Source organism: Streptomyces sp. CB02414 (assembly GCF_001905385.1).
Taxonomy (GTDB): Bacteria; Actinomycetota; Actinomycetes; order Streptomycetales; family Streptomycetaceae; genus Streptomyces.
Genome location: NZ_LIPF01000009.1, coordinates 114,421 through 127,042 on the forward strand (window position 1 = coordinate 114,421; position 12,622 = coordinate 127,042).

The 12,622-nt window shown below is 71.3% G+C and carries 12 protein-coding genes; all 12 read right to left on the reverse strand.

The features are described 5' to 3' along the window. Positions 1-3 precede the first annotated feature (3 nt). The 12 genes from nusB to AMK11_RS27720 all read right to left on the reverse strand — a co-directional run bounded on the left by nusB (position 4) and on the right by AMK11_RS27720 (position 12,622). Positions 4-432, reverse strand: coding sequence for a transcription antitermination factor NusB (gene nusB / locus AMK11_RS27660; protein ID WP_073730804.1), 429 nt, complete (start codon positions 430-432; stop codon positions 4-6). Positions 433-434: 2 nt separating this feature from the next. Beyond that, a complete protein-coding gene (efp, locus tag AMK11_RS27665; protein WP_073730805.1) occupies positions 435-1,001 on the reverse strand; it encodes an elongation factor P in 567 nt (188 codons plus the stop codon). Positions 1,002-1,069: 68 nt separating this feature from the next. Beyond that, complete coding sequence (locus tag AMK11_RS27670; RefSeq protein WP_073730806.1) at positions 1,070-2,176, reverse strand: aminopeptidase P family protein; 1,107 nt, start codon at positions 2,174-2,176, stop codon at positions 1,070-1,072. A 165-nt stretch (positions 2,177-2,341) separates the two neighbouring features. Continuing rightward, entirely contained in the window at positions 2,342-3,208 is an 867-nt protein-coding gene (locus AMK11_RS27675) for a Pro-rich N-terminal domain-containing protein (protein WP_073730807.1), read from the reverse strand. 167 nt (positions 3,209-3,375) lie between these two features. Continuing rightward, positions 3,376-4,467 (reverse strand): 3-dehydroquinate synthase, encoded by a 1,092-nt coding sequence (gene aroB / locus AMK11_RS27680; RefSeq protein WP_073730808.1) that lies wholly within the window; start codon positions 4,465-4,467, stop codon positions 3,376-3,378. Continuing rightward, positions 4,464-4,979, reverse strand: coding sequence for a shikimate kinase (locus AMK11_RS27685; protein ID WP_079187737.1), 516 nt, complete (start codon positions 4,977-4,979; stop codon positions 4,464-4,466). The genes aroB and AMK11_RS27685 overlap by 4 nt, the downstream gene beginning before the upstream one ends. Continuing rightward, positions 4,976-6,160 (reverse strand): chorismate synthase, encoded by a 1,185-nt coding sequence (gene aroC, locus AMK11_RS27690; protein WP_073730809.1) that lies wholly within the window; start codon positions 6,158-6,160, stop codon positions 4,976-4,978. The genes AMK11_RS27685 and aroC overlap by 4 nt, the downstream gene beginning before the upstream one ends. A gap of 187 nt (positions 6,161-6,347) precedes the next feature. After that, positions 6,348-7,172 (reverse strand): shikimate dehydrogenase, encoded by an 825-nt coding sequence (locus AMK11_RS27695; RefSeq protein WP_073731072.1) that lies wholly within the window; start codon positions 7,170-7,172, stop codon positions 6,348-6,350. After that, positions 7,172-8,917 carry an endolytic transglycosylase MltG gene (gene mltG, locus AMK11_RS27700; RefSeq protein WP_073730810.1) on the reverse strand — a complete coding sequence of 582 codons (1,746 nt, stop codon included), beginning with the start codon at positions 8,915-8,917 and terminating at the stop codon, positions 7,172-7,174. Before mltG ends, AMK11_RS27695 begins: the two co-directional genes overlap by 1 nt. A gap of 125 nt (positions 8,918-9,042) precedes the next feature. Continuing rightward, positions 9,043-9,507 carry a Holliday junction resolvase RuvX gene (gene ruvX, locus AMK11_RS27710; RefSeq protein ID WP_198941484.1) on the reverse strand — a complete coding sequence of 155 codons (465 nt, stop codon included), beginning with the start codon at positions 9,505-9,507 and terminating at the stop codon, positions 9,043-9,045. An 89-nt stretch (positions 9,508-9,596) separates the two neighbouring features. Next, the gene (gene alaS, locus AMK11_RS27715; RefSeq protein ID WP_073730811.1) at positions 9,597-12,266 is read right to left on the reverse strand and encodes an alanine--tRNA ligase; all 2,670 of its coding nucleotides are present in this window, start codon (positions 12,264-12,266) and stop codon (positions 9,597-9,599) included. After that, a complete protein-coding gene (locus tag AMK11_RS27720; protein WP_073730812.1) occupies positions 12,266-12,622 on the reverse strand; it encodes a hypothetical protein in 357 nt (118 codons plus the stop codon). Before AMK11_RS27720 ends, alaS begins: the two co-directional genes overlap by 1 nt.

Consider the following 12,622-nt stretch of genomic DNA (forward strand, 5'->3'; position numbering starts at 1 on the left):
GAGCTATTCGCGACGCAGTGAAGGCTTGAGGTCCTTCAGCCGGCCGAGCAGGCCGTTGACGAACGCCGGCGACTCGTCCGTGGAGAACTCCTTCGCCAGCTGCACCATCTCGTCCAGGACGACGGCGTCCGGGGTCTCGTCGACCCAGATCAGCTCGTACGCGCCCAGGCGCAGGATGTTGCGGTCGACGACCGGCATCCGGTCGAGCGTCCAGCCGACCGAGTACTGGGCGATGAGCTCGTCGACACGCTCGGCGCGCTCGGCGTAGCCCTCGACCAGCTCCATCGTGTACTCGCTCACCGGCGGCTGCCGGGTGTCGGACCGGGAGTGCCGGACCCAGTCGGCGAGGACCGTCAGGACGTCGGCGCCGCGCTGATCGCCCTCGAAGAGGATCTGGAAGGCGCGCTTGCGGGCCGTGTTGCGGGCAGCCACGGTTAGCTGTTCACCCGGCCGAGGTAGCTGCTGTCGCGGGTGTCGACCTTGATCTTCTCACCGGTGGTGATGAAGAGCGGGACGTTGATCTGGTGACCGGTCTCCAGGGTGGCGGGCTTGGTGCCGCCGGTGGAGCGGTCGCCCTGGACGCCCGGCTCGGTCTCCTGGATGACCAGCTCGACGGCGGCCGGCAGCTCGACGAAGAGCACCTCGCCCTCGTGCTGCGCGACGGTGGCCTCGAAGCCCTCGATCAGGAAGTTGGCGGCGTCGCCGACGACCTTGCGGTCGATGTGCAGCTGGTCGTAGGTCTCCATGTCCATGAAGACGAAGTAGTCGCCGTCCATGTACGAGAACTGCATGTCACGCTTGTCGACAGTGGCCGTCTCGACCTTGACGCCGGCGTTGAAGGTCTTGTCGACGACCTTGCCGGAAAGCACGTTCTTGAGCTTGGTGCGCACGAAGGCCGGGCCCTTGCCGGGCTTGACGTGCTGGAACTCGACGACGGACCAGAGCTGGCCGCCTTCGAGCTTGAGCACCATGCCGTTCTTGAGGTCGTTCGTGGAAGCCACGGTTGCGGAATCTCCTGGACTGGACTGACGTGGACGACCCCGGTGCAGGCACGCGCACAGCGCGAAGGCTAGAGCGCGAGCAGCTCCTTGGTCGTGATGGTGAGTAGCTCGGGTCCGCCGTCCGCCTCGGGGCGCACGACGAGCGTGTCATCGATCCGGACCCCGCCCCGGCCCGGGAGGTGAACCCCCGGTTCGACGGTGACCGGCACACAAGCGTCCAGTTTACCCATGGCCGCGGGGGCCAACTGCGGGTCCTCGTCGATTTCGAGTCCGACCCCGTGACCGGTGAGGGCGGGAAGGTGCTCAGCGTACCCGGCGGAATCCAGTGCCTGGCGGGCGGCCCGGTCCACGTCCCGGCAGGCCGCGCCGGGTGCGAGGGCTTCCCGGCCGGCCCGCTGGGCGGAGAAGACCAGGTCGTACAGCTCGATCTGCCAGTCGGCCGGAGAGGTCCCGATGACGAACGTCCGGCCGATCTCGCAGCGGTATCCGCGGTAGGTGGCGCCCAGGCAGACGGAGAGGAAGTCGCCCTCCTCCACCCGCCGGTCGGTGGGGCGGTGGCCGCGGCGTCCCGAGTTCGGGCCGGTGCCGACGGACGTCGGGAAGGCGGGGCCGTCGGCGCCGTGGTCCACCAGGCGGCGTTCCAGTTCCAGGGCGAGGTGCCGCTCGGTGCGGCCCACCAGGATGGACTCCAGCAGCTCACCGAGGGCCTGGTCGGCGATCTCGGCGCCGATGCGCAGGCAGGAGATCTCCTCCTCGTCCTTGACCACCCTCAGCTGCTCGACCGCCTGGCCGAGGTCGGTCAGGCGCAGGCGCGGTGCGACCGAGCGCATGGCGCGGTGCCGGACCACGGTGAGGTGGTGGTCCTCGGTGGCGAGGGACTCGGCGCCCTGGGCCGCCGCGAGGCCGGTGGCCGCGACGGCCGCGTCGCCGCCGGGGCCGGGCAGCGCGCGCACCGGGAGTGAGTCGTCGGGCCTTCCGTCGGCCGGCCGGTCGTCCGGTGGGGCCGAGCAGACCAGGAGGTCCTCGCTCTTGCCCAGGAGCAGCACGGCGCCGTGCGGGGCGGTGCCCGCGAGGTAGCGCACGTTGGCGGGCCGGGAGACGAGCGCCGCCGCGCTGCCGCCCGCGTTGCAGCGTTCTCGTAGGCGGGTTCGGCGGGCCGCGTACACCTGTGACATGAGCCGAGCGTATGAGCTCCGCTCGGAGGGCGCCGCTCGGGAGGGCCGAGTGGGCATGCCGGGTGCGCCAACCGGGGTGGGGGCGGTTGTTGTGGGGCGTCTGCCGGCGAGAGGGGGCTGGTCGCGCAGTTCCCCGCGCCCCTTGGTCGGCGCGCTCCCCCGCGTCTACCAGGCAGGCGGGCTTGCTATCGAGCGGGACAGGACCTCGTTCAGGACTCTTGCCGTTTCCGGTACGTCGAGCTGGGAGTTGTCGATGATCGGGAGGCCGGAGCCGTACCAGCCGGCCATGCGGCCGTGGATGCGGGCGACCTCCTCGTCGGTGAGGCGGCGGTTGCCGCTGCGTTCGGCGTTGCGTTCCAGGACGATGTCCAGGCCCGGCAGGAGGACGACCGGGAGCAGGCCGGGTCCGACGTGCCGCTTCCAGCCGCCGAGGCCGACGACCGGGCGGTCCGGGAAGACCGCGTCGTCGAGGATGCAGGAGATGCCGTTGGCGAGGAAGTTCCGGGCGGAGAAACCGCAGGTGCGGCGGGCGAGGCGGTACTGCGCCTCGCTGTTCTCGTTCCACCCGGTCTGGGGGTCGGCGAAGCCGGAGCGGACCCATTCCCGGACGTCGTCGAGACTGATGTGCGCGGTGGGCACCCGGCGGTGGTCCGCCCAGTACTTGGCGACGCTGGTCTTGCCCGCGCCCGCGGGGCCGATGAGCAGTACCGCGAGGGTGGCCGAGGCGGGGTCGGGCAGAGCCGTCGCGGCCGGCGGGACGCTGGGCACGGCCACGGGAGCGCCGGGCGGCAGCGGAACGTGGCCGGTGGTGCCGGTGGTGTCCGGCGCGGGTGGTACGGGGGCGGCCTGGTGGGGGCCTGAAGCCTGGTGCGGGCCCGGGGCCTGCGCGGGGTATCCAGGCGCCGCGGGCGGCGGTACCGGGGCGGCCGGCTGGTGCGGGCCCGGGTGGTGTGCGGCCGGGGACCAGCCGACGGCCGGTCCGTGCCCCGGCTGAGGGGGCGGCGGCAGCGGAGAACCCACTGCATGCTGCATCCGGTGCCACTCCGTCTCGTACAGGCGATGGGCGCTGACGGCGGGAGGGGGTGACCCGCCCGCTGCTACCGAACGGTACCGCCCCCGGCCGTCGTTTGGTGAACGGCCGGGGGCGGTGTGAAGTGCCCGTCACGCAAGGCGAATCGGACGGAAGGTACGCCGGGGTACTACTCGCCCACCTCACCGTAGGCGGCGAGGAGGACGGCCGGGTCGGGGCCCTCCAGCACGGTGGGCTTGGCGAGGCCGTCCAGGACGATGAAGCGCAGCAGGTCGCCGCGGGACTTCTTGTCGACCTTCATGTTCTCGACGAGCTTGGGCCACTGGTCGTAGCGGTAGTGCAGCGGCAGGCCGACCGCTTCGAGGATGCTGCGGTGCCGGTCGGCGGTGGCGTCGTCCAGGCGGCCCGCGAGGCGGCCCAGTTCGGCGGCGAAGTGCATGCCGACGGAGACGGCGGCGCCGTGGCGCCACTTGTAGCGCTCGTTCTTCTCGATGGCGTGGCCGAGGGTGTGGCCGTAGTTGAGGATCTCCCTGAGGCCCGCTTCCTTCAGGTCGGAGGAGACGACCTCCGCCTTGACCTTGATGGAGCGCACGATCAGCTCGGCGGTGTGCGGTCCGGCCGGGGTGCGCGCGGCCTGCGGGTCGGCCTCGATCAGGTCCAGGATCGCCGGGTCGGCGATGAAGCCGGCCTTGATGACCTCGGCGAGTCCGGAGACGTAGTCGTTGACCGGCAGCGAGTCCAGCGCGGCCAGGTCGCACAGGACGCCGGCCGGCGGGTGGAAGGAGCCGACGAGGTTCTTGCCCTCGGCGGTGTTGATGCCGGTCTTGCCGCCGACGGCCGCGTCCACCATGGCCAGCACGGTGGTGGGTACGGCGATCCAGCGCACGCCGCGCAGCCAGGTCGCGGCCACGAAGCCGGCCAGGTCGGTGCTGGCGCCGCCGCCGACGCCGACGATGACGTCGGTGCGGGTGAAGCCGGACTGGCCGAGCGCCTTCCAGCAGTAGGCGGCGACCTCGGCGGTCTTGGCCTCCTCGGCGTTGGGCACCTGGATGGCGATCGCCTCGTAGCCCTGCTCGGCGAGGTCGGCGCGCAGCGCGTCACCGGTCTCGGCGAGGGCCTCGGGGTGGATGACCGCGACGCGCTTGGCCCTGTCGCCGATCAGGCCGCCGAGCTCACCGAGGAGCTGACGGCCCACCAGGACCTCGTAGGGGTCGGATCCCGCGGTGCCGCCGACCTGGATCCGGGTGACTGCCTCGCTCATGCTTCTTTCAACTCCAGTGCGTCCAGGGCGGCTTCGGCCACTTCTTCGGGCGTACGGCCGTCGGTGGCCACGACGACCGTGGCGGCCTCCTCGTAGAGGTGACGGCGGGCCTCCATCAGCTCGCGCCACTGCTTGCGCGGGTTGACGGCGAGCAGCGGGCGCGCGGCGTTCAGGCCGGTGCGCCTGACGGCCTCCTCGACGTCCATCGAGAGGTAGACGACGCGCCGCCCCGCGAGCAGCGCGCGGGTGTCCGCGTCCAGGATCGCGCCGCCGCCGAGGGCGAGGACACCCTCGTGCCCGGCGAGCGCGGTCCGCACGGCCTCCTTCTCCAGGGCCCGGAAGGCGGCCTCGCCCTCGTCGACGAAGATCTCGGCGATGGCCCGGCCCTGCGCGGCGACGATGTCCGCGTCCGTGTCCCGGTAGCCCGTGCCCAGGCGCTCCGCCAGCAGCTGCCCCACGGTGGACTTGCCGACCCCCATCGGGCCGACCAGGACGATCAGCGGCGCGTTCACCGGATCGCCAGGTTGTCGAGGTAGGACCGCACGTTGCGGCGGGTCTCGGCCACGCTGTCGCCGCCGAACTTCTCCGCCACCGCGTCCGCCAGGACCAGGGCGACCATCGCCTCGGCGACGATGCCGGCGGCCGGCACGGCGGACACGTCGGAACGCTGGTGGTGGGCCTGCGTGGCCTCGCCGGTGGTGACGTCCACGGTCTTCAGGGCGCGCGGCACGGTGGCGATCGGCTTCATCGCGGCCCGCACCCGCAGCAGCTCACCGGTGGTGAGGCCGCCCTCGGTGCCGCCGGAACGGCCGGAGACCCGGCGGATGCCCTCCTCCGTCCTCACGATCTCGTCGTGGGCCTGGGAGCCGGGCACGCGGGCCAGCTCGAAGCCGTCGCCGATCTCGACGCCCTTGATCGCCTGGATGCCCATGAGCGCGCCCGCGAGCCGTGCGTCGAGCTTGCGGTCCCAGTGGACGTGCGAGCCGAGGCCCACCGGCACGTCGTAGGCGAGGATCTCGACGACGCCGCCGAGGGTGTCGCCGTCCTTGTGGGCCTGGTCGATCTCGGCGACCATCGCCTTCGAGGCGTCGGCGTCCAGGCAGCGCACGGGGTCGGCGTCCAGCTTCTCGACGTCGGCCGGCGTCGGGTACACGCCCTGGGGGGCCTTGGCCGCGGCCAGCTCGACCACATGGCTGACGATCTCGACGCCGGTCGTCTCCTTGAGGTACGACCGGGCCACCGCGCCCAGCGCCACCCGGGCGGCCGTCTCCCGCGCGGAGGCGCGCTCCAGGATCGGGCGGGCCTCGTCGAAGCCGTACTTCTGCATGCCGGCGAGGTCGGCGTGCCCGGGACGCGGACGGGTCAGCGGCGCGTTGCGGGCCAGACCGGCCAGTACCTCCGGGTCGACCGGGTCGGCCGCCATGACCTGCTCCCACTTCGGCCACTCGGTGTTGCCCACCATGACCGCGACTGGGGAACCGAGGGTGAGTCCGTGCCGGACACCGCCGAGGAAGGTGACCTCGTCACGCTCGAACTTCATCCGCGCACCGCGGCCGTAGCCGAGCCGCCGCCTCGCCAGATGGTCCGCCACCATGTCCGTGGTGATCGGCACGCCGGCGGGCAGACCCTCCAGCGTCGCGACGAGTGCGGGACCGTGGGACTCCCCCGCGGTCAGCCAGCGCAACCTGCTCAACGGTGCTCCTCAGTGCTCGCGCCCCGGTTATGCCTTGCGTACGCGTCCTGACCACGTACGGCAACGGCCCGACCGGGTGCGCGGCCCCGGCCCGCCACCTCCGATCCTCCCACGTCCGCGGGTACGGTCCGGAACCGGTCCGCTGGACGGACAAGAGCGCGGGCGGGCCCCCGCCCCGCGAGGAAGGTCAGCCGGCGAGCGCACGTTCCCCGGCCGCGCGCATCGCCGCGAGCGGGGCCGGCGACCGGCCGGTCATCTGCTCCACCTGGAGCACCGCCTGGTGCAGCAGCAGGTCGAGGCCACTGACGACGGCGCCGCCGTACGCGGACCAGCGGGCGGCGAGCGTGGTGGGCCACGGGTCGTAGAGCACGTCGAAGAGGGTCGCCGGCATCTCCGGGACCGCGGCGGCGAGGGCGTCGGTGGTGCCGGCGGGGGTGGTGGCCACGACCAGCGGGGCGCGCAGCGCCTCCTCGGCGTCCGCCCAGTCGGCGATGCGCACGTCGGCCCCCAGGCGCTCGGCCCAGCCCCGCATCTCGGCGGCGCGTGCCTCGCTGCGGACGTAGACGGTGATCTCGCCGGTGCAGATCCGGGCCAGGGCGGCCAGCGCGGAGGAGGCGGTGGCGCCGGCGCCGAGGATCGCGGCCCTCTCGGTCTTCTCGATGCCGTGCTCGCGCAGGGCGGCGATCATGCCCGGGACATCCGTGTTGTCGCCGGTCTTCCGGCCGTCCTCGGTGAAGACGACGGTGTTGACCGCGTCCACGGAGGCGGCGGTCTCGCTGACCGAGTCGAGCAGCGGGATGACCGCCCGCTTCAGCGGCATGGTCAGCGACAGTCCGGCCCACTCGGGGCCGAGCTTCTCGAAGAAGCCCGGCAGGGCCGCCTCGTCGACGTCGAAGCGGTCGTACGTCCAGCCGTCCAGGCCCAGCTCCGTGTAAGCGGCGCGGTGCAGCACCGGGGACAGGGAGTGGGCGATCGGGGAGCCCAGGACGGCGGCTCGACGGCGTGCGGACATCAGTTCTTCCTCGAGGCGTTCCACTTGTCGACCAGCTTCTGGTGTTCCTTGTTGGTCTTGGTGAACTCACTCGTCTTGCCGTCGAGCGAGATGAAGTAGTACCAACCGCCATCGGTCGGGGCGAGCGCGCCCTTCAGCGCCTCCTCACCGGGGTTGCTGATCGGTCCGGGCGGCAAGCCCTTGTAGTAGTAGGTGTTGTACGGGTTGTCGTAGCTGCGCAGCTTGCTGAGCGACAGGTCGAGCTTGCTCTGGTTCTTGACGTAGTTGTACGTCGAGTCGAACTCGAGCATCCCGTTGGTCTGCGTGTTGCCGGGCTTGAGGCGGTTGTAGATGACCTCGGCCATCTTGCGGAAGTCCTCGTGGCTCCTGCCCTCGGCCTGAACGAGGCTCGCCACGGTCAGCAGCTGCCACGGGCCTTCGAGGTCGAGTTCCTCGGCCTTCTCTTCCAGTCCCAGTTCGTCGTACTTCTCGGTGGCCCGTGCCACCATCTGCTTCAGCACCTCCTCGGGCTTCTGGCCCTTGGCCGCCGAGTAGCTGGACGGGTAGAGGAACCCTTCCAGCGGGTCCTTCACGTCCTTGTGGTTCATGGCCCATTCGGGCAGGCCGAGGCTCTTCCACTCGGTCTTGGCGACCTTGGCCGTGGTGCCCTCGTCCACGCCGAGCTGCTTGTCGATCATCTTGTAGATGTCGACGTTGCGCTTGCCCTCGGCGATGATCAGGTTGCTGCGGCTCTTGGGATTGAGCAGGAGTTCGACGGCGTTCTCGGCCGACATCTCCTTCTGCAGCGTGTAGACGCCGTCCTGGATGCTCTTGCCGCGCGGGTTGCTCTGCTGGGCGGCGATGAAGGCGTCGACGCTCTTCACCACGCCCTTGCGTTTGAGCTCCTGGCCGATCGTCGAGCCGCCGGCGCCCTTGGGGATGGTGACGGTGACCTGCTCGCCGTTGCCGTCGCCCGCGTAGTCGGGGGCCGCGCCGAAACGTTCCTGGTAGAACTGGTAGCCGAAGTACCCGATACCCGCGACGCCGCCGCCGAGCACCAGGCAGACCACCAGGCACGCGCATCCGTTGCGGCGCTTCTTGGGCTTCCCGCCGCCCCGGGCCCTGCGCTCGCCGCGGCCGTTGTCGGCGGGCTCGTCGTCGTCCTCCTCCGCGTCCCCGCCCGCGAAGAAGGCGTGCTCGCCCTCGTCGGGGCCCGGGTCCCAGTCGGTGCGCTGCGGTTCGGGCTCGCTGCGCCGGCGCGTGGGCGGTTCCGGCGGCGGATAGGCCTCCGGGGTGCCGTAGTAGTCCGGCTGGTCCGGGCCGTAGGCGGCCTGCTGGCCGTAGGGGTCCGACGGGTCGGCGGGGTACTGCGCCTGGGCCTGGGCGCCGGAGCCCCAGCCGCCGTCGCCGTAGCCCTGCTGGTGCTGGGAGTGCGCTTGCTCGCCGTACTGCTGGTCGCCGTACTGCTGCTGGTCATACTGCGACTGGTCGTACTGCGGCCGGCCGTACTGGTCGTACTGCGGCTCGGGGTGCTGCTGCCCGTACTGGTCGTACTGCGGCTGGTGACCGTACGCGGGCTGGCCGCCGTTGCCCCAGTCGCCGTACTGCTGCTGCGACTGCGGCTGCTCCGGATACTGCTGCGGCTGGCCGCCGTAGGGGGGCTGCTGACCCGTGTGGGCCTGCTGCCCGCCCCATCCGCCGTCCCCGTACAACGGGTCCTCCGGATGCCACGGTTCGGGGCCTTGGCCCCGGCCATACTCAGTCATCGATCCCCTAGAGCCGCGAGGCGGGGGCGCGCGGCCTGTCATGGGGGCCGGCTTCCGTTCCGCCTCTTGCTGTGCGGTGGCTGTTCGAATGCCTCCGCATCGCGCGGAACGTTACCGTATCGCGATCAGATGACCACTTCGACGCCCTCGCCGGGTGGCCTGCCTGACACCCGTTCGGATTCCAGGGCCTGCTGGAGGATGATCACAGCGGCGGCCTGGTCGATGACGGACCGGCCCTTCTTCGACTTCACGCCCGAGGCACGCAGTCCCTGGGTCGCCGTCACCGTCGTCATCCGCTCGTCGACGAGCCGGACCGGGACCGGCGCGATGCCCCGTGCCATCTCCTGCGCGAAGCGCCTGACCTTGGCCGCGGCCGGGCCCTCGCCCCCCTTGAGGGAGCGAGGGAGGCCGACGACGACCTCGATCGGCCCGTACTCCTCGACCAGCGCGCGCAGCCGGCGGTGCGCCGCCGGGACGTCGCGCCCGGGGACGGTCTCCACCGGGGTGGCGAGGATCCCGTCGGGGTCGCAGGAGGCGACCCCGATGCGGGCGTCCCCGACGTCGACGGCCAGGCGGCGGCCGCGGCGCATGACCGGGCCGCCGTCCGTCGGATCATCCGTCCGGCGGTCCGCCCGCTGGTCCATCCGGCCGTCGCCCCTCCGGCCGTTCGCCTCGTCGCTCACTTGGCGGTGTCCGCCACGAGGCGCTCGACGGCGTCGACGGCCTCGCCGACGGCGGCCGGGTTCTGGCCGCCGCCCTGGGCGACGTCCGGCTTGCCGCCACCGCCGCCGCCGAGGGTCTTGGCGGCGGTGCGCACCAGGTCACCGGCCTTGAGGCCGCGGTCGCGGGCGGCGTCGTTGGTGGCGATGACCGTGAGGGGCTTGCCGTTCACCGTGGTGAACAGGGCGACGACCGCGGCCCGGCCGCCCTGGATGCGGCCGCGCACGTCGAGGACGAGCTTGCGCAGGTCGTCGGCGGTGGTGCCGTCCGGGACCTGGCCGGTGACGACGGCGACGCCGCGTACGTCCTTGGCGGACTCGGCGAGACCGGCGGCGGCCTGGAGGACCTTCTCGGCGCGGAACTTCTCGATCTCCTTCTCGGCGTCCTTCAGCTTGCCGAGCATGGCGGAGACCTTCTCCGGAAGCTCCTCCGGGCGGCCCTTGATCAGCTCCTGGAGCTGGGCGACGACCGTGTGCTCGCGGGCCAGGAAATTGTAGGCGTCCACGCCGACCAGGGCCTCGATGCGGCGCACACCGGAGCCGATGGAGGACTCCCCGAGCAGCTTGACCAGGCCGAGCTGGGCGGTGTTGTGCACGTGGGTGCCGCCGCACAGCTCCTTGGAGAAGTCGCCGATGGTCACGACGCGCACGCGCTCGCCGTACTTCTCGCCGAACTCGGCGATGGCGCCCTGCTTCTTGGCCTCGTCGATGCCCATCACGTCGGCGCGGACGTCGAGGTCGCGGGCGAGCACCTCGTTGATCTTCTGCTCGACGTCGGTCATCACGGCCGTGGGCACGGCGGCCGGGGAGCCGAAGTCGAAGCGGAAGCGGCCGGGCTGGTTCTCGGAACCGGCCTGGGCGGCCGTCGGGCCGAGGGCGTCGCGCAGCGCCTGGTGGGTCAGGTGGGTGGCCGAGTGGGCGCGGGCGATGGCCTTGCGGCGCCGGTCGTCGATGGAGGCGTGGGCCTTGGCGCCGACGGTGATCTCGCCGACCTGGACGACGCCCTTGTGGACGTAGACGCCCGGGACCGGCTTCTGGCAGTCGCGGATCTCGACGACGGCACCGGTGTCGACCTTGATCCGTCCGGTGTCGCCGATCTGGCCGCCGCCCTCGGCGTAGAACGGGGTGCGGTCGAGGACGATCTCGACCTCGTCGCCCTCGGTGGCGGCCGGGGAGGAGGCACCGTCGACGAGGATGCCGACGATCGTGGACTCGCTCTCGGTGTCCGTGTAGCCGACGAAGTCGGTGGCACCGGCCTGGTCGGCGATCTCGCGGTAGGCGCCGGCACCGGCGTGGCCGGTCTTCTTGGCCTGGGCGTCGGCCTTGGCGCGCTCCCGCTGCTCCTTCATCAGGCGCCGGAAGCCGTCCTCGTCCACGGACAGGCCCTGCTCGGCGGCCATCTCCAGGGTGAGGTCGATCGGGAAACCCCAGGTGTCGTGGAGCAGGAACGCCTTGTCGCCGGCGAGGACGGTGCCGCCGGAGGCCTTGGTGTCGCTCACGGCGGTGTCGAGGATGTTGGTGCCGGCCTTCAGCGTCTTCAGGAAGGCGTTCTCCTCGGCGAGGGCGACCTTCTCGATCCGCTCGCGGTCCGTGATCAGCTCGGGATACTGCTGCCCCATCATCTCGATCACGACGTCGATCAGGTCCTTGACGACCGGACCGGTGGCGCCGAGCAGCCGCATGTTGCGGATGGCGCGGCGCATGATGCGGCGCAGCACGTAGCCGCGGCCCTCGTTGCCGGGGGTGACGCCGTCGCCGATGAGCATGACGGAGGTGCGCATGTGGTCGGTGACCACGCGCAGGGAGACGTCCGAGGCCTGGGCGTCGCCGTAGGCCACGCCGGTCAGCTCGGTGGCCTTCTTGATGACGGCCATGGAGGTGTCGATCTCGTACATGTTCTGCACGCCCTGCAGAATCATGGCGAGGCGTTCCAGGCCGAGCCCGGTGTCGATGTTCTGGCTCGGCAGATCCCCGAGGATCGGGTAGTCCTTGCCCGCGCCCTCGCCCCGCTCGTACTGCATGAAGACGAGGTTCCAGATCTCCACGTACCGCTCGTCGTTGACGGCCGGGCCGCCTTCGACGCCGAACTCGGGGCCGCGGTCGTAGTTGATCTCGGAGCAGGGGCCGCAGGGACCCGGGACGCCCATGTCCCAGTAGTTGTCCTTCTTGCCCAGACGCTGGATGCGCTCGGACGGGACGCCCACGACGTCGTGCCAGATGCGCTCGGCCTCGTCGTCGTCCTGGTAGACGGTGATCCACAGGCGCTCGGGGTCGAGGCCGTAACCGCCCTTGTCCTGGGCGCTGGTGAGCAGCTCCCAGGCGTACTTGATGGCGCCTTCCTTGAAGTAGTCGCCGAAGGAGAAGTTGCCGCACATCTGGAAGAACGTGCCGTGGCGCGTGGTCTTGCCGACCTCTTCGATGTCCGGCGTGCGCACGCACTTCTGCACGCTGGTGGCGCGGTCGAAGGGCGGCTTGACCTCACCCAGGAAGTAGGGCTTGAACGGCACCATGCCGGCCGGGACGAGGAGCAGAGTCGGGTCGTCCGCGATGAGCGACGCCGAAGGGACGACGGTGTGACCGCGCTCCTCGAAGAAGCTCAACCAGCGGCGACGAATCTCGGCCGACTCCATCAGTGGTCCTCATTCCGGTTGTACGAGTACGTCGTCTGCACGTCGACGACGGACTTCGGGTCGTTGCGGTTCTCGATTGCGGCGTGGTGCCGCAGTGCGGGCAGTTCACGGTCGACGGGGGCGTTCAGCCCGAGCGCGTCGTCCAGTTCGGCCTCCCGCTGGGCCATGTTCTCGCGGACGTCGAGGGCGAAGCCCACCGCGCGGTCCTTGATCCGGGTGCCCGCGTCCAGCGCCTTGTTCGCCGCGGTCGCGGCGAGGCTCTCCGGGGTCAGCTGCTTGAGCTTCCGGTTGACCTTGGTGGTGGCCCACACACCGGCGGCGACACCGGTGCCGAACCAGAACGTACGGCGGAACAT